This is a genomic window from Streptomyces sp. NPDC005706, from assembly GCF_040631045.1.
Taxonomy (GTDB): domain Bacteria; phylum Actinomycetota; class Actinomycetes; order Streptomycetales; family Streptomycetaceae; genus Streptomyces.
Genome location: NZ_JBEXYS010000011.1, coordinates 136,130 through 157,955 on the forward strand (window position 1 = coordinate 136,130; position 21,826 = coordinate 157,955).

A 21,826-nucleotide genomic window follows, 5' to 3' on the forward strand; every position below is an offset into this window, starting at 1 on the left:
TCCAGGCGAACGCTTGGACAGTGACGTACGTCTGGGCCGGAGCAGTCTCGAACGGGTTGTCGTTCGAAGACCGACGGCATCGAGTCATAGCCAGGGCACTGGCCCTGATCGCCGCGGCAATGCCAGCTGAACTACCCTGGTCGGACCCCGCGCCAGCGGTGTACAGCACAAGAAGATCAATCGTCCGATCAGCTGATATTTATCAGAAAGTCATGGGGGTTCTCGTCCAAGACGTAACGGACGGTGGGACCGCCGAAGTAGCCCGGACGTGCGGTTGTTGCTGGCGCCTGCCGAAGAACTGGCGGGTTGTGGCGGCGAGTTCGCCCTGATGCCGGACCCGATGCTTCTGCGTGGGCAAGTTGTGCTTAGTCGGCGTTGACCAGCTCGTCGGAGTTTAGCTCGGGCGCGTAGGGCGGCAGGAAGTGCAGCCACCCCGGGTTCACTCAGCCGCACCCGGTACAGCTTCGCGATCACCTCGCCCACCAGCCGCCGCGTCTACTGCTGGAGCAGATCTCCCTGCCCCGGCCAGGAGTCGCACGGCCTCGCACCCGGCCCGACCGTGTCCTGGCCGACAAGGCTTACACGTCACACCATCCCCGAGCGTCTCGACCAGCAAAGACACCGGCAGAACCGAGGATCCCAAGGCGGCCGGCCCACCAATTCGACCGCGAGCATTACAAGAAGCGCGACATTGTCGAACGTGCCATTAACCGACTCAAGGGCTTCCGCGCCGTCGCCACACGCTATGAGTTCGGTGGGTGTGGTGGCCGTGTGGGTGGGAGGCTGTCGGCGTGGCTTACAACCTTCCCCTTCGGTCGTCGGCTCCTCCCTTCCTCCTTTGTCGCGGCCTCAGTTGACGGAGGCGCGTCGTGTTCGGGCAGTCGAGGAGTTCGAGGACGGCGTCTCGAATGCCCAGATCGCGAGGGCGGTGGGGGTGTGTGCCGAGAGTGTGCGGCGTTGGCGGCGGGTGTGGGAGCAAGGCGGTGCTTCGGCGCTGCGGCGGCGGGCAGCCACCGGGCGCCCACCCAAGCTGGACGACACCCAGGTCGAGATGGTCCGGGCCGCGTTGGAGCAAGGTGCCCAGGCTGATGGTTTCGAGGCTGACCTGTGGACCCTGGAACGGGTCGGCGCGGTCGTCACCCGGACAACGGGGGTGGTGTTGTCGAGGGCGTCGGTGTGGCGGCTGCTGACCGGCCGGCTCGGATGGAGCCTGCAACGGCCCGAGCGGCGGGCGGTCGAGCGGGACGAATCGGAGATCGCCCGCTGGATCGCGCACGAGTGGCCGCGCATCAAAAAGGGGCCGTGAACACACGTGCCTGGATCGTCTTCCTCGACGAATCAGGCGTCTCCCTGCTCCCTCAGATCCGCCGTAGCTACTCGTCCCGAGGGCGGACTCCGCTCCTGCGGCACCGCCTGAACCGGAAGCGTGCGCCGATGGCCGGGACCTTGGGCCACCACTCCACCGACCCCGATCGCGGGGCCCGCCTGTGCTTCCACCTCAAGCCCGGCAGCTACGACACCGCCGGACTCATCGAGGTCCTGGAGCAGATGAAGGTGTTCTACCGCAGCGAGCGAGTGGCCCTGGTCTGGGACGCCCTGTCCGCCCACTAGAGCCGGGCGATGCGGGCCCAGGTCACCGAACAGGACCGGCTCACCCTGGAACGATTACCCGCCTACGGTGCCGGTGCGGTGCACCCGGCGTCACCCGATGACGTAGGTCCAGAACCGTTCCACCGTCTCCGCCAGCACCTCCCGCCCGTCCCGCGCCCACAGTCGCTCGTTGAACAGTTCGACCTCGATCGGGCCCGTGTAACCGGCCGCGTCCACGTGCCGTTTCCACGCGCGCAGGTCGATCGCGCCGTCGCCGAGCTGTCCGCGGCCGTTGAGGACGCCCTCGGGCAGCGGGGTGGTCCAGTCGGCGAGCTGGAAGGCGTGGAGGCGGCCCGCGGCACCCGCGCGGACGATCTGCTCCGGGGCCCGGTCGTCCCACCAGACGTGATAGGTGTCGACGACCACGCCGACCTGGTCGGCGGGGAATCGTTCGGCGAGGTCGAGGGCCTGGGCGAGGGTGGAGACCACGCAGCGGTCGGACGCGTACATGGGGTGCAGCGGCTCGACGGCCAGGCGCACGCCGTGTTCCCGGGCGTAGGGCCCCAGTTCGGCGAGCGCGTCGGCGATGCGCTCGCGGGCCGCCCGCAGGTCCCGGGAACCGGGCGGGAGGCCGCCCGAGACCAAGACCAGGACCTGTGTGCCCAGGGCCGCCGCCTCCTCGATGGCACGCCGGTTGTCGGCCAGTGCGGCCGCCCGGGGCCCGGCGTCGGCCGCCGTGAGGAAGCCGCCCCGGCACAGCGTGGTCACCGTCAGGCCCGCGTCGCGGACCAGCTTGGCGGTCGCCCCGACGCCGTACGACCGGACCGGCTCGCGCCACAGGCCGACCCCCGGCACGCCCGAGCGGGCGCAGGCGTCGGTAAGTTCGGGCAGGCTGAGCTGCCGGACCGTCATCTGGTTGACGGAGAGACGCGCGATGTCCGTGTTCACTTGGCCACTCCGTACAGCGACAGCAGGTTCCTCATCCGTTCCTCGGCCAGCTTCGGGTCGGGGAACAGGCCGAGTCCGTCGGCGAGTTCGTAGGCGCGGGCCAGATGCGGCAGGGAGCGGGCCGACTGCAGGCCGCCGACCATCGTGAAGTGGTCCTGGTGGCCCGCGAGCCAGGCCAGCAGGACGACTCCCGTCTTGTAGAACCGGGTCGGGGGCTGGAACAGGTGGCGGGCGAGGGGAACCGTGGGGTCGAGCAGGGCGCGGAAGCCCGCCGTATCCCCCGTGTCCAGCACCCGGACGGCTTCAGCCGCCAGCGGTCCCAGGGGGTCGAAGACGCCGAGCAGGGCGTGGCTGAAGCCCTGGTCGTCGCCCGCGATCAGCTCGGGGTAGTGGAAGTCGTCACCCGTGTAGCAGCGCACGCCCCGTGGCAGGCGCTGGCGCAGCTCCACCTCCCGCCGCGCGTCCAGCAGCGAGACCTTGATGCCGTCAACCTTGTCGGGATGGGCCGCGATGACCTCGAGGAAGGTCTCCGTGGCCGCGTCCAGGTCGGGCGAGCCCCAGTAGCCCTCCAGCGCCGGGTCGAACATCGGGCCGAGCCAGTGGAGGATCACCGGCTCCGAGGCCTGGCGCAGCAGATGGCCGTAGACGTCCAGGTAGTCCTCGGCGGACGCCGCCGCGGCGGCCAGCGCCCGGGAGGCCATCAGGATCGCCTGCGCGCCGGTGGACTCGACGCGGGCGAGCTGTTCCTCGTAGGCGGAGCGTACCGACGCAAGCGACGCCGGCCCGGTCAGCTGGTCGGTGCCGACACCGCAGGCGATCATGCCGCCGACGGCCTTCGCCTCGGCTGCCGAGCGCTGGATCAGCTCCGCCGCGCCGGCCCAGTCGAGGCCCATCCCCCGCTGAGCGGTGTCCATGGCCTCCGCCACGCCCAGCCCGTGCGACCACAGGTGATGGCGGAAGGCGAGCGTGGCGTCCCAGTCGACGGCGGCGGGAGAGTCGGGGCTGATGTCGGCGTAGGGGTTGGCGACGACATGGGCGGCGGAGAAGACCGTACGGGATGTGAACGCGGCCGAGGTCGTGAAGCGCAGCGGCTCGGTGCGCGGCTCGTACGCGTTCAAGGAGCCGTCGGCCCGCGGGAGTCGGATCGTCACAGCGACAGCTCCGGCACCTCGAGCCGCCGGCCCTCCGCCGACGACTGCAGTCCGAGCTCAGCAAGCTGCACGCCGCGCGCGCCGGCCATCAGGTCCCAGTGGTACGGCTCGTCGAGGACCACGTGGCGCAGGAACAGCTCCCACTGGGCCTTGAAGCCGTTCTCGAAGGCGGTGTTGTCCGGGATCTCCTGCCACTGGTCGCGGAACGACTCGGTGACAGGCAAGTCAGGGTTCCACACCGGCTTGGGGGTGGCGGAGCGGTGCTGTGCCCGGCAGTTGCGCAGCCCCGCGACCGCCGAGCCGTGGGTGCCGTCGACCTGAAACTCGACGAGTTCGTCGCGGTTGAGCCGTACCGTCCAGGAGGAGTTGATCTGGGCGATCGCGCCGCCCTCGAGCTGGAAGGTGCCGTATGCCGCGTCGTCGGCGGTCGCCGCGTAGGGCTTTCCCTGCTCGTCCCAGCGCTGCGGGACGTGGGTGGCGACCTGGGCGCTGACGGAGGTGACGCGACCGAACAGCTCGTGCAGCACGTACTCCCAGTGCGGGAACATGTCGACGACGATGCCGCCGCCGTCCTCGCTGCGGTAGTTCCAGCTGGGGCGCTGGGCCTCCTGCCAGTCGCCCTCGAAGACCCAGTAGCCGAACTCGCCGCGCACGGACAGGATCTGCCCGAAGAAGCCGCCGTCGATCAGGCGCTTCAGCTTCAGCAGCCCCGGCAGGAAGATCTTGTCCTGGACGACGCCGTGCTTGATGCCTTTGTCCTGTGCGAGGCGGGCGAGTTCCAGCGCGCCAGCCAGGTCCGTGGCGGTCGGCTTCTCGGTGTACAGGTGCTTACCGGCCGCGATCGCCTTCTTCAAGGCGCCGACACGGGCCGAGGTGACCTGGGCGTCGAAGTAGATGTCGATGCTTTCGTCTGCGAGGACGGCGTCGAGGTCAGTCGAGACCTCGGTGATCTGGTGCCCGTCCGCGATCTCGCGCAGTGCGTGCTCGCGACGGCCGACGAGCACGGGCTCCGGCCAGAGAACTTCGCCGCCGCCGAGGTCGAGACCGCCCTGCTCACGGATCGCCAGGATGGAGCGCACTAGGTGCTGGCGGTAGCCCATCCGCCCTGTGACGCCGTTCATGGCGATCCGCACTGTCCTGCGTGTCATTAGTCTGACCCCCTAGATAGAAAGCGCTTACTGGAGGAGAGAGACTAGCTACGCTCGCCCGCTGGTGCAACCAATCAGAGAGTGGTAGTAAACGCTTGCGGCCTGGGCCTACCAGGGCGAGGTGATGCCGAACCGCGTCGCCCAACGGTGGGCCGCCTTCGCCGCCCTCGAGGTCGCCACCGGCAAGGTCATCCGCTCCCCGCACCGCCACGACCGGGCGGCAGAGTTCAAGAAGTTCCTCGCTGACCTGGACAATAACGTTCCGGTCTGAACCGCAGGTTCACCCGATCACTGAACAACTACACCCAGAAGACGCCTGACATCAAAGGGTGGCTGCTGGCCCACCCGCGGTTCCACCTGCACTTCACGCCGACCAGCGCATCCTGGCTGAACCTGGTCGAGCGTTGGTTCGCCGAACTAACCCAGAAGAAGCGCAAGCGCGGCGTCCACCGCTCCGTCCAAGCCCTCGAACGCGACATCCGGGCCTGGCTCACCGACTGGAACGAACAACCCAGACCGTTCGCCTGGACGAAACCAGGCAGACGAAATCATGGACGAAGTCACCGCCTACTGCCGACCGACGTCTTCGGGTCGGTGCCGCGGCGGGATCAGCGGCGGTGGGGCGAGTGGACGGCCGGCGCAAGTCGATCCAGCCGATGGCCGAGCGGCTGCCGGACGGCACCACGCAGGCCCTACAGCAGTGCGTGAACCAGTCGCCGTGGATCCGCTGCCGGTCAGGCGGCGGATCACCGAGCGGCTGGCCGAAGTGATCACGCCTGAAGTGTGGGGGTCGACGACGTGTCGTTCCCCAAGTGCGGCACGGCGTCGGTCGGGTGGCCCGGCGGTACTGCGGACCGTGGGGAAGCGGGGCAAACTGCCAGGTTGCTGTCAGTGTTCATGCCGCCACAAACACCGCGTCTGCCCGGGAAAAGTAGCGCCTTGCGCTCGGTCTGCTCGACGCGCTCGGCCAGTGGCAGCAAATCAATCCATTCACACATGTGAGCCGGTCTCCGGCCGCAGCACTACGACCGATGATCAGTACGCCACCCGCCCTGGCCTGGGAGCCGCGGAGGCGGAGCAGGTACTACGGCTTTCACGCGCGGCGGCCGAAGCACCCCGGCTACCAGGCCTAGGAGAACTCAATACGGTGTCGCTGAAACCCAGCTTCCTGGGGAAGGTCAGGCGCTCGACCTCCGCGGGAACGGCGGCCCCATGCTGTACGACGCCAAGCTCGTTGCCATGCCGACTGTCCGACCCGCAGAAGGCACGCGACGCATCGCACTCAGTCAACCACCTCGATCACACACGCCCCCACCCGAGCCGAGTCACTCATCAGATGATTCATTGGTCACGTCCTAGCACCAGCCGGACTTCCGTTTTTGCCCTGGTCAGCGACTGGCGCTGGATGTTAGCCAGGGTTCAGCATGGGCCGGACGGTCTTGGACCGGTCGCCCCACGAACGGGCGCCCGCACAGCATGTAATGACAGCGTTGGGCGCATGCCTGGTGGCGGCACCGCCAGGAATCTTCCTGGCACTTCACCCTGACGCCCTGCTGGAGGCGTTCAAGGCACCGACAACCTCCTGCGTGCCCTTGGCCAGCCCCAAAACGGGCAAAGTCCCGCTGAATTGCCGCCAACCTGAGCCGGATTCCGATCAGAGCCAAGCCCTACGATCAACTGGTCTGCTCCAATCCAAATCAATCGACACAGTTGCGCTGGTCCCGACCTCCTCCCACCCTGGCCGTAGCCTCGAAAGGCCGTGTAGCATGCGGACTTTCGAATCAGACCCTAGGGCTGGTACCTTTGATCGATTGATTACTTGATCGACTCTTTTTGCTGGCCTGTCTCTGTCCCTTGTACTCCAGCGCGGATATGTACAGATATGTACCGACGGCTCGGTCGAACGACCAAGGAGCCGTCCGATGAAGGATCACCGCCATGCAGCTCCCCTCGGAGGATCGCGTCCTCAGTCCGTACATCGGCTGGTCCAAGGCACACTGGGAGGCGGCCGCCAACGGCCTGCTCTCCGCGGTGCAGCCGTACGCCGGCCACAGCCTTGCCCTCATCAAGCTGCCCGGCTCCCGGCCAGCTGGTCCGGGCGGCGCTCCGACGGTTTGGAGGGGGACGTAGGGACGTTCCAGCTCGCCGCCCTGCGGGTCGCCGACGGCAGGGAACCGGACGGGCTGCTCGAGAGCTACGCGGCCGGCCTGGACGCCGGACCCCGCACACCCACCACTGAACGGGACCTCTCGGACGACGACAGCACCTCTTGGGGTGTGATCACCGACCGAGGTCAGGCCATGGTGGGGTCTTCGACCATCGGCCTGAGCCTGCGGCTCACCCACCCGTGGCTCTGGGACCGGCTCGACGACGGCGTGCGCGAAGGAGCAGGACGATGGCTTGCCAGCGCACTGCGACACGAGCCGTGCGACAACAACTGGTGGCTGCTGCCCCTGACCGTCGGCGGCTTTCTCGCCGAGGCGGGCATCGAGACAGCGTTGGCTGCTTGCCGCCCGGGCCGCTCTGGTTGGTGGGCCTCTCATGGATCTGCGCTGGTGGCTGCCCGGTCCGGTGGAAGGCATGCGGTACTTCCCTATAGGCCTCATCTGTTGATCAAGATCCGCGGTGAGCGCACCGCCTGGGGGCTCGACTGGTTACATAATCAAGGCCCCGAGCAGCCGGGACCAGTCGCGTATGTGAGTGCGACCGGGGCGGTACCGCATGCAATCGCCCTGGGACGCGGCGCATGGCTCCGCTTACCCCCGCGCGACCACACAGCGCCCTCGCACGGTGATTGTCTTTGGGCCTATCTGCCAGCGCATCCTGAAGGCAGAGTCAACCCCCTCCTACTCCGCCGAGCGCTCGGCGAAGTGATCCACCGGCCCGAGCAGTGGCCCAGTGACTGCCCAGTGATCGTGCCATGATCCCGCAGGCAATGCTCGTCCGTGCTTCCGCACCGCATCCTCTTCAACGGGCCGCAAGCCGGCCACCGACCTGGAGTCCTTGTCCGATGCTCGAGCCTCTGACGGTAGCCCTGATGGCACGTCTCGGTGCCCCGTCTGCCAGGCCCGCAATCCCGGGAGCCGCACCGCAAGCGCGGCGACCCGGTGCGACCTACGCGTCGGCCCTGTCGCGGCCCGCCATGCGATCGTGTGGGGGGCGCCGGCACGACGGCGGCCGGATGTGTCGACCGGTGGGCCGTGCCGCACGGGGTGTTATTGGGGCCACCCAGGCCCTGCCCAAATCGCGGCAGGGGGCGGGCTCATGAAGGCGCCGACGCTGCTACGGATTCTCCTGGGCAGACGAGAGTGTCTGCGCTTCTCGGCTTTTGACGTCCAGTTCTCTCGTGCTGCGGAGCGAGCCGCGCGTGAACTGGGCAACGTACGGTTGGCCTCGGTGACCGCTTCCCAAGTCACGTTCAAGCGTTGGTTGTCAGGTGAGCAGATGCCGCGGGGGGACGCCGCGACGGTTCTGGAGTTCATGCTGGGCGTGAGCGTCGAGGCTCTGCTGCAACCGGCCCCGGTGCGGGACGTCGTCCTACCGCGCCGGCCACATGATGCATCACTCGCCGCAGTCGGCGCGCTCGACAGTGCCTACGACACCTCCTCTCTGTGCCCCTCCGACCCAGGGCCGGGAGCTGGCGGCGTCTGGTATTTGGACGGGCTCCGGCTTTATGACGGCGCCCTTGTGCCCGTCCAGGTCTACGACGTTTGTCCGCAAGGGGACCTCGCGGTCGTCTACGCGCAAGACCATCCCCATGTGCAGGCCTTCACTGGGGCACGGCGTCGGGCGCTGCTGCTGGGGGCTTCAGGAGCCTTCAGCGGTGATCGAGGGGTGTTCGCGCTGGACAGCGCACGGGCCCGGCGCCTGCTGTCATTGGGAATGGGGACTTTGGCGATTCCCACCGAGTACCGGGTCGACGACCTCACCTACGGCCTCGTTTGGGCGATGGCCAACATCGACGGCAGCCTGCTGGAGGATGGTCACGTCCTACATGTCGAACAGGAGGCACTGACGAGCCACCTCGCCCGCGACCGGTCGGCCATCGCCAGGGCAGCGGTGCCGGGCCTATCCCGGGTCGGGGAGATGTGGCTGGGCTCTTTCGTCTGTGCCTCGCTCATGACCCGCGAGCTGTCCGCCGCCACTGAGCCGCTTTTGTCGTGGGGCCGGGAGCAGCACGGGGAGGAGGCCGCAGTGTGGCTGTTTTTCCGACATCAGCATGCCCTGCTCCGAGTGATGGCCGGCTCGGGGGCGTTCTCCACAACCGGGGCACCCGGACGAGCGCTCTGTGTGCCCGAGGAGTCGGTGAAGATCAGCGAACCCTACGAACGCATCCTCCTGCTGCTGACTGTCGCCCTCATGGAGATGCACGGCATCACCGTGTGGGTTTGCTCCGATCCGGCCTACGGCAAGGTCGACGGAGTCGCCCTCTGCGGGCAGCGCGCGGTCGTGGCCGACTGGCTGCGGGCCGAGGCCGTCTGGCGGGTGGAGACAATTGAGGACCGGGCGGTGGCCCGCACATATGCGGAGGCGATCGGACACGCTCGGGCGGACAGCGTCGTGGACGGTCCGACTCCTACGCTGCGCCTGCGGGCACTCGCGGACTATCTCGGGCTGGACTGGGACTGGCTCCAGTCGAGGTGCCGCGAGGTGGGCGGCTGCGGCACCTCGGGACTGCTGGGGCCGCGAAGTCCGCTGGTGGCCGTAGACGAGTTGGACAGTGTCCTGCGGTTCATCGGGGGGCAGGGCCGCGGCTGATCGCGCCATCCGGTAGCAGCTACTGGTCGGTGCCCGGGAGGCCTGCCTCCATGGGACCTCGGAAGGGACTTGGGCCACCCCGGTCAGCGCCACGACCGTCGGGCATCTCCTGCACGCCCTGGGCTACAGCCTGCAGGGCGCCGCCAGGACCACGGAAAACGCCCATCACCTGGACCATATGCTCAGTTGCGCACATCAACGCCGCCGCCTTCCTCGACGACAACCAACCGGTGATCAGCGTCGACACCAAGGCCAAGAAATGGATCAGCAACCGCGACCGGCCCGGACTACCTGGCGTCCCAGCAAGGGCCCGTTCAAGGTGGACTTCCACTCCTTCTTCACCGGAGACCAGTCGGTCGCCAATCCTCATGAGATCTATGGCCTGGCAAAACCAGCACCGGCTGGGTAACGGCGGTAAACGTCCACGGAACCTCAGAGTTCGCGATGGAGTCCATCCGCCGCTGGTGACCGCATCGCGGTCGGGCCAGCCGCGACCCGAATGCTCATCACTGCCAAGGCCGAAGGCAACCACTTCCCCGCCCTGACCCTCGAAGTGGCACAAGATCGAGCACCGCATGTTCTGCTACATCACCGCAGACGCGGGATTAGCTACGTCAGACTATTTCGCGTTGGCAAGTTGCTCGTCGAGGCGCCCGCATCAGCCCGTCGACAGCCCAAGGACCTCGGCTTCGTCCGGCCTCTCCGGGACCGCGGCGTACCGACATTTACGTAGCGGTCGCCCCGTGCCACCGACGGGACTCGCATGTGACGCGCGGACGCGACGTCGCGAAGGCTTCACTGACGGCGCTTCAAGGGTCGCCATCTACTTGATTCGTTTGCGTTCACACCTTGCACCTAGTTGGGCCAGGGCTCTATGTTTTGCGCAGATTGAATCCTCTCATGTGGATGCTCTCGATAGGACAACTTCTTCCAGTTGGCGGTGGCCATGGTGGCCCTCGTCGGAGCGGCGGTGGTATCGCCACCTTCCGTCAGCGCCGGTGGCTGCTCAGCGACGGCTACCAGCTCCACGCCCAGCACGGCGGCCCCCGTCTCGTCGTCCGGCGGCGCAGGCCTGATCCAGGCCGCCGACACCGGTCCGGCGACCCAACGCTGACGACTGAACTAAACCAACCGAACCAACCGCCAACTCCCTCTGGCGGCGCCCGCCGTGCCGTCGGAGACTCCCCGACCCGTCTCTTCCTCCGGGGAGAACCCAAGAATGGTGTTAGACACATGTCGATGTCTCGAAAAGCACGGCGCCTGACGGCAGCTGCCGGAACCCTGCTGGTGACCGCCGCGGTCTTCCTCGGTGCCATCACCCCGACCTCGGCCCAGACGTTCGGCGGCAACGTGGCCGTCAGCTGGTCAATACCCAACGCCCCCGCCGCGGGCCTGACCAACATCTCCTTCCCTATCACCGTCCACCCGGAGACCAGCCATACCGCCGGCACCTACTTCGCCCAGCAGTTCGACTTCCTCAACGGCAACCAGGGCGCCTACACCGGCCTGCAGCCCCGCCCCAGCATCAACGGCCGCGAACGCCTGCGGGGCGTCTTTTCCACCTTCCAGAGCGGTTCCACCACCAACGACCCCAACTGCTACCAGGGCGCCGACGGCGGCCCCGGCGTCAGCTGTGGCTACGAGTTCGACGCCGTCTACGGCCGCACCTACAACATGGTGCTCCAGCGCACCTCCGGCACCACCTGGACCGGCGCCGCCGTCGACACCACCACCAACCAGAGCACCCACATCGGCAGCTGGACCCTCCCCGCGAGCAACGGCAACATCAAGCCCAGCCAAGGCGGCTTCGTCGAGTACTACGACACCCCGGGAGGTTGCTCCCAGCTTCCGCGGGTCAATGTCACCTTCGACGGCCCCACGTCCACCGGCACTTCCACCGGCGGCACCACCCGAGCGCAGTACGAGTACGGGGAATGCACCGGCCAGGCCAACTACCAGTCGGCCATGACCGGTTCCGGCGTCAACATCACCCGGGGCTGGGGCGGCACCGCCGGCAAGTCCGTCCGCAACACGGCCGCGGGCCGATGTCTCGACATCCCGGCGAGCAACACCGCCAACGGCACCGAACTCGACATCTGGGACTGCCATGGCGGGCCCAACCAGGCGTGGGCCACCAGCTCCGCCAAGACGCTCACCGCCCTGAACAAGTGCCTGGACACCGGCAACAGCTCCGCGTCCGGCTCCAATGCGGTCGTCTGGGACTGCCACGGCGGTGCGACCCAGCAGTGGAACGTCCAGAGCGACGGCACCATCCGATCGGTTCAGACGGGGCTGTGCTTGGCAATGCAGGGCACCGCGACCGCTAATGGCACCAAGGTCGTCCAGTCCGCGTGCGGCGGCCAGAGCAACCAGCAGTGGACCATCGGCTGACCCCGCCCCAACGGCTCGGGTGCCCGAGGACCTCATGGGCACCCAAGTGAGAACGGACAGGCCGCTCCAGATGGTCCGCAGCTCCACCCTGCGCATCAGCACCAACAGCTTCGCTCGCGGCAGCGCGGGGCTGAACACGTACCGCAAACTGTTAGCGGAACCAGTTCGTGGTCGCCGGGCTCGGTGACCGCGCCACCCGGCGGTTTCTTCTGCAGGTCAGCCTGCTTACGAGCCCCAGCCGCATGCTTGATGGGCTCGGCATACCGTGGAGTCGACGCTCACGTCCCACGTGATCGCACGTTCACGTCAGTCAGGGACTGTAGCCGGGTGAGAACCCAGTGCCAGGTGCCATCCCGCTGCCATCGACGGAGCAAGTCCCGCCGATCGACTGCCGCCGAGGCCAGACGGGCGGCCGTCCGTCTTCGCCCCCTTCGGCAACAACGGCTCCAACACCACCCACGGCTCGCCTGTGAGGTCGCCCCGCCCCATGAACCGATTCACCGCTCAGGATCCACTTGGATACACGGCCTCTAGACGGAACCGCGGCAGGACGCTCGGATCTGAAGCGTCGGCAGTAGCCCAATCTGGTGCACCGGCAGGGTGTTCCCGGTGTGCAGACGCCGCAGCAGCAGCTCCAGAGCGCCGGCACCGACCGCCCGCTTCGGCGGGGCCACCGCCGTCAGCGGGGGGTCGGACAGGGCCGCGTACACGTCGTCGTACGACAGCAGCGCCAAGTCGTGCGGGACGCTCAAGCCATGGCTGCGCAACAGTCCGGGCAGTTGGATGGCGTCCTGGTCGTTGTGGACGAGCACAGCCCGCACCCCCGAGGCGACGGCCCCGGCGATCTGCGCGGCCACCTCCCCCAGGTCGACGGCCGAGCCAGGGTCGGTAGTGTTCGGCACATCGATCACCGGCAGCTCGTCGAGTGCGAGGTACCGCACCGCCTCCGCGTAACCGGCCCGCACCTCATGCGCGGTCCAGGTGTCGCGACGTGCGGCGAGCAGCACGGAACGGTGACCCAGATCCGACAGGCGGCGCAGGGCCAGCAGGGCCCCGTGGCGATGGTTCGAGAAGACCGCGTCGAGCTCGGCGGCGGGGCCGTCGGGCTCGGCCCGACGCTCCACCAGCACGGTGGGAACAGGCAGCTCGGCCAGCCAGTCCGCTCCGACGAGCCCCGGGCCCGGCTTCCAGTTGGGCGCGAGCAGCAGGCCGTCGACGTCCGACTCCACGAGCCGCTCAATCTGGGCACGGTCGCTGTCCGCACCGTACGGCGCGATCCCCAGGATCACGCGGGCCCCGGCGGCCGTGGCTGCCGCGCTGGCGCCGGCGACGACCTCGTCGAAGTACTTGCCGACGGTCGGGACCAGCATGCCAATCAGCCGCTGGGAGCCGCCACCCGCTACGGTATCCGTGCCTTCGACGGGCAGGGACACCGCTCCGTGGGTTCGCTCCAGCTTCCCCTCGTCGGCCAGTGCGGCCACGTCCCGCCGTACGGTGACCGCCGGAATGCCGAGCTGGGCCGCGAGCTCCACGACCCGGATCGAGCTGACCCCGCGCAAGAAATCGAGGATGCGCGTGCGGCGTTCCTGAGCCGAAGTGGTCATCGGGTTCCCCTCCTGTCCTGATTCCTGCCTGCCCCGGCGGTGCGGCACCTGTCCGCCTCATGACCGGGAGGCCGGGCACTCAGAAGATACCTGATCAGCTCTAGGTCATCTGATCTGTTCGCTCATCGGGCGTGCGCCATGCTTGCTGAACGGCGCCGGCCGGAGATCCGTGAGGACCCCCGGCCGAACGTACCTCCCGACTTCTTACAGGCCGGGACCGTTGTACGCGCCGCGGTTCGGCTTGACCGTGGCCGACACGGGATTCGCCCAGTAGTCACGGCCGCCGTTGTCGCTCACCACCGAGCCGTTGCCCAGCGCCGGAGAAGTGGCCTTGAGCTTGTAGCCGTCGACGGAGTAGATCGTGTTGCCGCCCGTGCCCGGGGCGACGAAGTGGGGGTCGCCTGCGATGCCGTTGTTCGTGGGCCTCGGGACACCCTGGAAGACGTTCCAGCTCCAGGTGATGCCGGAGCCGGTGGGCAGACGGGAGTCGCTGGTACCCACCCAGATGTTGTTCTCCACGACACTCTTCGCGGGAAGTGTGATGTTGAACGGCTTGTCCGTGCAGTAGATGACGTTGTTGTACATGTGCAGGGCCGATTTGCCGGAGGCATTGCTGTTCATCCGGCAGTCGTTCTCTGAGATGTTGTAGCGGATGATCTGCTGGGCCCCGCCGATGGTCCCGCAGCTGTCACAGTCGAGGTAGAAGCCGCCGATGTTGTCGCGGCTGAAGTTGTACTGGATGGTGCAGTTGCCGGTGTTGCCCCAGTCGCAGTCGAACGCCATGCTGTCGTTGGTGGACTTGGTGATGCCGTACACGGCGTTCTTCTGAATCGTCGGGTTGTAGTCGCCGAGCACCCAGATGCCAGCGAAGTTCCCGCCGGAGAAGGGGTATACGCCGTTTCCCACCCCGGAGGCGGTGTTATACTGGATCATGGGGGAGTTCGCGAAGCTGGCGATGATGCCGTCACCGCCCACGTCCGCGACGGTGTTGCGCTCGATCAGGACGCTAGAGCCCTTGGTCGCCATCGATCCGACCCGGATCTTGATGCCGCCGCCGCCGGTGTTGCTGATCTGGTTGTCGTGCACGTAAACGTCGTTGAGCGTCGAGTTCGTGTTCGTGGCACCCGTGACGATGCCCGCGGACTGGACGAAATCCTCTGACGCCGTCGCCTTGTTCGTCTGCCCCGCGACCCGGTCGATCACGAGGTTGCCGATGTCGAAGCCGGTGTGGGCCGTGCCGTCCGTGGCTGAGATCCGCAGGCCGGTGCGGCGGGCGAGGGACGAAGCGGGATTCGTCAGTTTAAGGTTGCTGAGCGTCCAATGGTCCTGATCGGTCAGGGTGATCGCGCTGGCGGCACCGTTTCCGTTGATCACGGGCAGGGCGCCGCTGCCGTAGCTCGTGATCGTGATCGGAGCGGACTCCGTGCCGCTCCCCTTGGGAGTAAGGGTGCCTGTGCAGCTGGTGCCCGAGGCGAAGGCCAGGGTTTCACCAGGGGCGTACGTGCGGGCGTTCGCCTGGCTGATGCTGTTGTACGGCGACGTCTGACTTCCGCTGCCCGCCGTCGAGCTCGAGCAGTCGACGTAGATGGTTGTTCCTGCGGCCTGGGCCGACGGCCCAGACAGGGCTGCCGTGCCGGCAAAGACGGCGGCGAGGACGCCGGCGACGAGTCCGCGACCCATCACCTGCTGCCGCCGTGCTGCTCTGATCCTCATGGCGCGTACACCTCTCTGACAGTTGCTTGTCGCCAGAAGCTAGGGACGCCGAAAGATCGAGTCAATACTTTTGGATCGATCGATCGATGTCCGATCAAAATCCTGGCAGATGCTCGAGAAGTGCGCTGCGAGCACGGGCTGCTGTATATGATCAGGTCCGGAGCCCTGACCTCCCCCATATGGCGGCGCATCCGGGCACCGGGCGTTCGGCGGCGAGCCGAGGTCAAATCTGCCGGTCACATGTTCCTCCTGCTGCCGCCGGTGTCAGCCCTGCCTGTCGGCATTGCTTCAGAAGGCAGCCTGACCCCGGCGGCCGCACATGAGACCGGCCTACTAGGCCCGGACGGGTAACCCACGGCATTTGGCGCCGTGCCGCTCCAACCGTGTCCACCTTCGGCTCGTCACCCAGGTGCCGGCCAGCCCCTCACCACGACGGCCAACCATCGCTTCTGATGTTGGCCCGTACCATCGAGGAGACCCCATTGAAGCCCTACACTTCCATACCGCATGCCCGCACGGCATCGCCGGCGGGATCTGCCCGAACGTTGCGCACGAAGTCCGGCAAAGTGGCTCCATTGCTCGCTGCAGGTGGAGCCCTCGCACTGTTTGCCACCATCGCTGCCATCCCCGCGGCGGCGGCCGAGACCACCCTGTCGGAGGTCGACCGGCAGGCTGTCGTCCTCGTCGACTTCCGCAACCGCACCCTGGCCGATCCCCAGCAGACCCACGACCAAGCCGTGCGCAACTTCTTCGGCCCAACTGACTCCCTTGCCTCTTACTATGCGGAGAATTCCCACGGCCGGATGAGTGTGGTGCCTGCCGAGGGCGACGGCGTCTTCGGACCTATCACCCTCGACATGGACGACACCGCCGCGTGTGATACGGACAAAATCGCCGAACTGGCCCGCAAGGCGGTTCCTGACGTGGACTACAACCACATCTCGATTGTCCTGCGCTCGAACTACTGCAGCGACTGGTGGGGCCTAGCCAACATGCCCGGGGACGTGAGTTGGTTCCACGAAGCTGCCGTCGCCGACAAGGCCGCTCTCGTCCACGAAATCGGGCACAACCTCGGCCTCGACCACCAGGAACGCCAGATCTGCACGGCCGACAATTTCACCGCCTGCACCGATGACGGTTACAGCAACCGCACCCCCATGGGCGGAGGTGGCGCGAAGAAGGGATTGACTGCGCCCGAGCTGCAGTCCCTCAAATGGCTGACCGCCCAGCAGGTCACCACACCAACCGCGACCACCACCGTCCGTCTCACTCCGCTGCACGCCACCGGGACCTCCGGCGTGCGCGCGATCGACCTCCCGCTGGGGTCCGGCGGCGACCGCATCGTCGTGGAGTACCGCACGCCCGACTCCGCCACGCCGGACATCGACATCGCCCAAGGTGTGAACGTCTATCGCATCTCCGGGGGCCGCTACAGCGACGCCGTCATGATCAGCAATGTCAAGCGGGACGACAAGTCGGCTGCCGGCTCATTGGTCGCGGACACTTCGCTCGCCGACACCTCCGCTCATGTCTCCATCCGTGTCTCACAGGCCACCGCCGCCGGCGCAGATGTCCACATCCAGCTCGGCTCCGGCACCGGCCCCCGGCCTGCCGCCACGCCCCCTGCCCCGGTCCCCGCCAAGTCGGCCCCGGCCAAGAGCACCCAGCACGCCGATAACCCCGCAGACATTGGGTCCGCCATCACCTCCCCACCCGCCCAACCCTCGACCCGGGCCGGCAGCTCCCTTGCGGCCACCGGCGCGTCCGCGCTCGGCCCCGCTGTGATCGGCGTTGTCCTCGTGACTGCCGGAGCCACTGCCACTGTCCTCCTGGGCAGGCGCCGCACCCGCAAGCACTGACCGCATTCGGCCCGGGCGGACGCAATACACAACAGCTAGGTGCAGCTAGGTGTGCTGTCCCGGGACGTTGGTGACGGGCGTGCTGGGTGCTTGCACAGGTGAGGGCCTTCTGGGTTGGGTGCGGAGTGCGACATCTACGCCCGATCGCGGGAGGCCCTCGTGTCCCACCGTAATGCCCCACCGACGCCGACCGGCAGGCTGCGTCTCGCCCGCTGTGTCATGTACGACGGCTGGCCACTGCGCAGGGCCGCGGAACGCTTCCAGGTCAGCCACCCCACCGCCGCCCGCTGGGCGAGCCCGCTACCGCCAACTGGGTCCGGCCGGGATGCAGGACCGCTCCAGCCGCCCGCACCGCCAACCATTGCGCATCCCGGCCGCCGTCGAGGCCCAGGTCGTCCAGCTGCGGCGGGAGCACCGGATCGGGCCGGTGCGACTGGCCGCCCCGCGCCGGTGTCGCCGCCTCCACCGCCCTCGTCCGGCACGGCCTGCCCGCTCTGGCAGCCACCGACCGGGCCACCGGAGAGCCGATCGGCCGCTACGAACGCACCCGGCCCGGCGAACTGGTGCACATCGACGTCAAGATACTCGGCCGCATCCCTGACGGCGCCGGACACGCCTACCTGCACACCGCCCTGGACGACCACTCCCGCCTGGCCACACCGAGCACCTGCCCGACGAGAAGGCCGCCACCTGCGCGGCCTTCCTACGACGGGCAACTGCCTGGTTCGCCACCCAGGGCGTCACCGTCGAGCGGGTCCTGACCGACAACGCCTGGGCCTACACCAAAACACCTGGCGCGACACCTGCCGCGACCTGGGCATTAGCCCCCACTGGACCAGGCCCTGGCGGCCCCAGACCAACGGCAAGGTCCAACGCTTCCACCGCACCCTGCTCGCCGAATGGGCCTACACCTCAGACGCCCAACGGCAGCAGCGTTTCCCGACTGGCTGGACTGGTACAACTACCAGATCGACGGCCAAGCACCAGCCACCCGCGTCACCAACCTCTCCGAACAGCACACCTAGGACCGCCCGGGCCGAAATCTCCGCGCCCAATGCTGGCAACCCAATGCGAGCCCTTGCGGCCAGGAGCCTCGGCGCGGGTCGGACGCGGCGGACAGGGGGCAAGCAGTCCAACCGTCTCACGCCGGGCGGGATGGGCGATGATGAGCAGGCAGGCAGGGTCTTCCGTTGTGGTGATCAGGGACTCGACGCCTCATGATCACAGGAGCCCGTGCCTGCCTCCGTATCCGCCCGGGCGAACCGTCACCAAGCCTCACGGGGCATCCGCCCCTTCATCAACGGGGTGCGCACACAGCCCTGCCCCATGATCATTGCGTTCGGTAACCGGGCGGCAGCCCAGCACAAGAAAGTGAGCCGTTGCCGACACCCCGCCTTTCCCGATCTGCAGCGGGTGGGCCGCGTGCCGCACGGACGGCCAGGACGGCCGGCTCGGGTCTGCTTCTTGCGTACCGGGACCCGCTGCACATGCTGGCACTCCGAGGTCTGTCTTCGGTACAACTGGCCAGCACCTTCTCGCGCTGTCCGCTACATAAGTTCTTGACTCGCACATTGCTGGCTGACAACGATCAGCAACCTCTACATCCCTGGCCGCACCGTTCACCACTTCTCGGCTCCGACCGAGGTGACGGGAGGATTTCCAATCTGGGCACGTGCCTCACCCCAATCGTCTGCTGGGTCGTTGAGCGCTCGTTTGGTGACTGCTCCCGCCGTCTGTGGGCCTCATGCCAGCCGGAGGCGTTCGCACTCGGAAGAGCACGGTAGGTGAAGCGATCGTGAAACGACCCCTGCCCGGCGGTGCGGCGACCGGTACTGGATCGGCACCGTAGTCGTCGCACCGCCCTGGTGTGCGAATACGCCTGGGGCGGACCTTCGACGCCGTGTCGGGCCTGGCCAGACCCTCGCGGTAGGTGACGTCCCAGGAGGGGGATCACATGAGGCAGCAAAACATCGAGATCGCGTGCCGCCGGTTGAGGGAAGATGTCGCCGCATTCGCGGAGAGCGAGGTGCGGCCGCGGATAGCGGGGATGGAAGCATCCCGGGCCGTGGATCCTGCGATGGCCCGGCTGATCGCGCAGCAGGGGTGGATCGGGATTACGGTGCCGACCAAGTTCGGCGGCATGGGCTTGGGCCACCTGGCAAAGACGGTGATCATCGAAGGGCTCGCCCGAGTCAGTGGTGCGTCAGGGGCTATCGTGCAGGCGTCGCAATTGGGAGTCGCCGGGATCCTGCACTTCGGATCCGAGAAGCAGAAGAGACGCTGGCTTCCCGCGGTGGCTACCGGCGCGTGTCTGCCGACGATCGCGGTCACTGAGCCAGGGTCGGGCGGGCATGTACTGGGTATGGAGACGCGCGCGGTTCGCTACGGGGACGAGTACGTGCTCACCGGCCGGAAGGTGTTCGTGGGCAATAGCCACGTGGGCGATGTGCACAAAGTGGTCGTGCGTACCGGACCGGGGTCCCGAGGGCTCTCCGCGTTCCTGGTGGAGGCTGACCGCCCGGGCGTCTCGCTGGGGGCCTGGCGACCGGCGCTGGGCCTGCACGGCTTCTCCTTTGGCGAGATCGTCCTCGACGACTGTCGGGTACCGGTGGAAAACCGGCTCGGTGACGAAGGGCAGGGCCTGGATGTGGCGTACAGCTCGAGTGTTCTCTATGGCCGGTTGAACCTCGCGGCGGTGGCGCTAGGCATCCACCGGGCCGTCGTGGAGGACACCGTGGCATTCGCCACCGGCCGGCAGCGCTACGGTCAAGCACTCAGCTCACTGCCGACAGTCATGGACAAGCTGGGGCGGATGCAGTCACGGCTGATGACCGCGCGGCTCGCCGTCGAAGACGCCGCGCAGAGACTAGACCGTGGGCTGCCCTGTGACGGCGAGTTGATGAACGCCAAGCTGGTCAGCGTGGAGCTGGCACTGGATTCGGCTCGCGCGGCGATGGAGATCCACGCTGCGTCCGGGTTGATGGGCGATTTGCCGGTCGAGAGGTACCTGCGAGACTTGCAGCACTTGTACGCCCCAGCGGGTACGTCGGATGTGCAGGTGCTGCGTCTGGCGCAGGTAGCGCTGGGCACCGCGCCGGGCCCGCAGTGGTCCGAGCGCTTCGCCGCCCCGGCGGCCTCCGCCTGGGGCGGCGAAGCGGCGGCTGCCTACCGGGGCAAGTCGGCGGCGCGCTCGTAGATGAGCTGCATCAGCTCATCTCGCCGGGACTTGATCAGGTGCAAGGTGTCGCGGCCGGTCGCCAGAGGTCGGGGCTCAGTGCCCACGACGCAGACGGTGCCGAGTGCGATCCCGCTGTGCTCGTCGATCAGCGGGGCTCCTGCATAAGTGCGGATACCGATCTGGTCGACGACCGGGTTGGAGGCGAATCGGGGAGCCGCAAAGACGTCCGGCAGGACCAGGGACTTGCGGCGGTCCAGTACCTCGGGGCAGAAGCCGTGGTCGCGTTCCATGAAGCGCCCCACCGCGGAACTGGTCGCCACCTGGTCCGCCGATGCGAACAGGCCGGCGAAAAACTGCCGATCGGTGATGAAGTTCACCATGGCGTAGGGAGCGTCAGCGTCCTGTGCTAGGGCGGCGGCGAAGCGGTCAAACTGAGGATCCGGTTCGGCGCCCAGTCCGAGCGCGCGCAGGGCGGCCAGCCGACGGGGCAGGTCGGCGTCGGGGCCTTGCAGGCGCAGGCCCGCCTCAGGATCGAACGACATGGCATTCTCCAATCGCGTAGGTCGGTCACGTGCCTTGGCTGGAGCAGGCCAGCGCGTGCTCGACGAGGGAAATCAGCACGCCGGTGGCTGAGGTGGTGTCCCGGGCGTCGCACAGCAGGACCGGAACTCCATGGGGCAGGTCCATCGCCTCGCACACTTCCTCGGGCGTGTAGCGATAGGCGTCGTCCTGGAACTCGTTGACCGCGACGACGAAAGGAAGGTGGCGTCTGTCGAAGTATTCGACTGCGGCGAACGAGTCGGCCAGGCGGCGCGTGTCGGCGAGGACAACCGCGCCGACCGCCCCCTCTGCGAGGTCGTCCCACATGAACCAGAAGCGTTGCTGTCCGGGGGCGCCGAACAGCAGCAACACGAGTCTCTGGTCGCGCAACGTAATACGGCCGAAGTCCATGGCGACGGTCGTGGTGATCTTGGACTCAACTCCGGCGAGTGAGTCGGTCGGGTCGCTCGCCAGAGTGAGCTCCTCCTCGGTGGTCAGCGGCGTGATCTCACTCACCGCGCCAACAAGGGTGGTCTTCCCCGTGCCGAAGCCACCCGCGACGAGGATCTTCAAGGGCGTGAGCGTGGTGTTGTCATATGAGGGCACGTAGTCCGGCAAGAAGTTTCCTCAGCAATTCGGGGTCGCTGGCATCGGCGGAGGTGTCGACGGACATGGCGGTGATCAGAACACCGTCGTCGATCAGGTCGCCTAGCATGACCTTGGCGACCTGAAGAGGCTGGCACAGCCGCGCGGCGACCTCGGCGACCGACAGAGGTTCGCTGCGGCACAGCTTGAGTACCAGGTCGCCCTCAGGGCTCAGCACTGTCCGAGGGACTGTGTTGCGCGCCTTGATCAGCCAGTGCCGTTCCAGGGTGTGTGACGGCCGAGTGCGACCGCCGGTCAGGGCGTAAGGGCGCAGGTGCTGCCGCTCGTCGTCCAACCAGGG

At 67.5% G+C, this 21,826-nt stretch carries 17 protein-coding genes and 3 pseudogenes; 12 read left to right on the forward strand and 8 right to left on the reverse strand.

The genetic code is table 11. From position 1 onward, the window contains the following. Nucleotides 1–516 precede the first annotated feature (516 nt). The 3 genes and pseudogenes from ABZ478_RS19875 to ABZ478_RS19885 form a co-directional block, all read left to right on the forward strand. Nucleotides 517–729, forward strand: a pseudogene (locus tag ABZ478_RS19875) (transposase family protein); the annotation flags it as partial. Nucleotides 730–853: 124 nt separating this feature from the next. Beyond that, entirely contained in the window at nt 854–1,306 is a 453-nt protein-coding gene (locus ABZ478_RS19880; protein WP_359551112.1) for a winged helix-turn-helix domain-containing protein, read from the forward strand. A 128-nt stretch (nt 1,307–1,434) separates the two neighbouring features. Then, the gene (locus ABZ478_RS19885) at nt 1,435–1,611 is read left to right on the forward strand and encodes a hypothetical protein (RefSeq protein WP_359551115.1); all 177 of its coding nucleotides are present in this window, start codon (nt 1,435–1,437) and stop codon (nt 1,609–1,611) included. Between the two features lie 90 nt (nt 1,612–1,701). On the opposite strand, the gene ABZ478_RS19890 is transcribed toward ABZ478_RS19885, so the two are convergent. The 3 genes from ABZ478_RS19890 to ABZ478_RS19900 are packed head-to-tail and all read right to left on the reverse strand — an operon-like array spanning nt 1,702 to nt 4,837. Next, on the reverse strand, nt 1,702–2,502 hold the full coding sequence (locus tag ABZ478_RS19890; RefSeq protein ID WP_359551255.1) for a sugar phosphate isomerase/epimerase family protein: 801 nt from the start codon (nt 2,500–2,502) through the stop codon (nt 1,702–1,704). 32 nt (nt 2,503–2,534) lie between these two features. Continuing rightward, a complete protein-coding gene (locus ABZ478_RS19895; protein ID WP_359551116.1) occupies nt 2,535–3,689 on the reverse strand; it encodes a dihydrodipicolinate synthase family protein in 1,155 nt (384 codons plus the stop codon). Continuing rightward, complete coding sequence (locus ABZ478_RS19900) at nt 3,686–4,837, reverse strand: Gfo/Idh/MocA family oxidoreductase (RefSeq protein ID WP_359551118.1); 1,152 nt, start codon at nt 4,835–4,837, stop codon at nt 3,686–3,688. Before ABZ478_RS19900 ends, ABZ478_RS19895 begins: the two co-directional genes overlap by 4 nt. A gap of 121 nt (nt 4,838–4,958) precedes the next feature. Between ABZ478_RS19900 and ABZ478_RS19905 the strand changes: the two genes are divergently transcribed. From ABZ478_RS19905 to ABZ478_RS19930, 6 genes and pseudogenes are all read left to right on the forward strand, one after another. Next, entirely contained in the window at nt 4,959–5,108 is a 150-nt protein-coding gene (locus tag ABZ478_RS19905; RefSeq protein ID WP_359551120.1) for a hypothetical protein, read from the forward strand. A gap of 1,667 nt (nt 5,109–6,775) precedes the next feature. Then, nucleotides 6,776–6,967 (forward strand): hypothetical protein, encoded by a 192-nt coding sequence (locus tag ABZ478_RS19910; protein ID WP_359551121.1) that lies wholly within the window; start codon nt 6,776–6,778, stop codon nt 6,965–6,967. Beyond that, complete coding sequence (locus tag ABZ478_RS19915; RefSeq protein ID WP_359551123.1) at nt 6,952–7,761, forward strand: DUF2264 domain-containing protein; 810 nt, start codon at nt 6,952–6,954, stop codon at nt 7,759–7,761. Before ABZ478_RS19910 ends, ABZ478_RS19915 begins: the two co-directional genes overlap by 16 nt. Before the next feature lie 340 nt (nt 7,762–8,101). Further along, entirely contained in the window at nt 8,102–9,595 is a 1,494-nt protein-coding gene (locus ABZ478_RS19920) for a hypothetical protein (protein WP_359551126.1), read from the forward strand. A 79-nt stretch (nt 9,596–9,674) separates the two neighbouring features. After that, nucleotides 9,675–10,137 (forward strand): annotated as a pseudogene (locus tag ABZ478_RS19925) (ISAzo13 family transposase); the annotation flags it as partial. Nucleotides 10,138–10,834: 697 nt separating this feature from the next. Continuing rightward, nucleotides 10,835–11,986 carry an RICIN domain-containing protein gene (locus ABZ478_RS19930; protein ID WP_359551128.1) on the forward strand — a complete coding sequence of 384 codons (1,152 nt, stop codon included), beginning with the start codon at nt 10,835–10,837 and terminating at the stop codon, nt 11,984–11,986. Nucleotides 11,987–12,516: 530 nt separating this feature from the next. Here ABZ478_RS19930 and ABZ478_RS19935 read toward each other — a convergent pair. Further along, entirely contained in the window at nt 12,517–13,590 is a 1,074-nt protein-coding gene (locus tag ABZ478_RS19935; RefSeq protein WP_359551129.1) for a substrate-binding domain-containing protein, read from the reverse strand. Between the two features lie 204 nt (nt 13,591–13,794). After that, on the reverse strand, nt 13,795–15,303 hold the full coding sequence (locus ABZ478_RS19940) for a right-handed parallel beta-helix repeat-containing protein (protein WP_359551132.1): 1,509 nt from the start codon (nt 15,301–15,303) through the stop codon (nt 13,795–13,797). A gap of 482 nt (nt 15,304–15,785) precedes the next feature. On the opposite strand from ABZ478_RS19940, the gene ABZ478_RS19945 reads away from it, so the two are divergent. The 3 genes and pseudogenes from ABZ478_RS19945 (at nt 15,786) to ABZ478_RS19955 (ending at nt 20,358) form a co-directional block, all read left to right on the forward strand. Beyond that, the gene (locus tag ABZ478_RS19945; RefSeq protein ID WP_359551134.1) at nt 15,786–17,162 is read left to right on the forward strand and encodes a hypothetical protein; all 1,377 of its coding nucleotides are present in this window, start codon (nt 15,786–15,788) and stop codon (nt 17,160–17,162) included. 159 nt (nt 17,163–17,321) lie between these two features. Continuing rightward, nucleotides 17,322–18,187, forward strand: a pseudogene (locus ABZ478_RS19950) (IS481 family transposase). Nucleotides 18,188–19,116: 929 nt separating this feature from the next. Further along, a complete protein-coding gene (locus ABZ478_RS19955; protein ID WP_359551135.1) occupies nt 19,117–20,358 on the forward strand; it encodes an acyl-CoA dehydrogenase family protein in 1,242 nt (413 codons plus the stop codon). Here the strand turns inward: ABZ478_RS19955 and ABZ478_RS19960 are convergent. Genes ABZ478_RS19960 through ABZ478_RS19970 form a run of 3 tightly spaced genes read right to left on the reverse strand, consistent with a single transcriptional unit; the run spans nt 20,328 to nt 21,820 of the window. Continuing rightward, a complete protein-coding gene (locus tag ABZ478_RS19960; protein ID WP_359551137.1) occupies nt 20,328–20,882 on the reverse strand; it encodes a GAF domain-containing protein in 555 nt (184 codons plus the stop codon). The two genes, ABZ478_RS19955 and ABZ478_RS19960, sit on opposite strands and share 31 nt — an antisense overlap. A gap of 25 nt (nt 20,883–20,907) precedes the next feature. After that, the gene (locus ABZ478_RS19965; RefSeq protein ID WP_359551139.1) at nt 20,908–21,498 is read right to left on the reverse strand and encodes an ATP/GTP-binding protein; all 591 of its coding nucleotides are present in this window, start codon (nt 21,496–21,498) and stop codon (nt 20,908–20,910) included. Further along, the gene (locus ABZ478_RS19970; protein ID WP_359551141.1) at nt 21,473–21,820 is read right to left on the reverse strand and encodes a DUF742 domain-containing protein; all 348 of its coding nucleotides are present in this window, start codon (nt 21,818–21,820) and stop codon (nt 21,473–21,475) included. The genes ABZ478_RS19965 and ABZ478_RS19970 overlap by 26 nt, the downstream gene beginning before the upstream one ends. Nucleotides 21,821–21,826 lie beyond the last annotated feature (6 nt).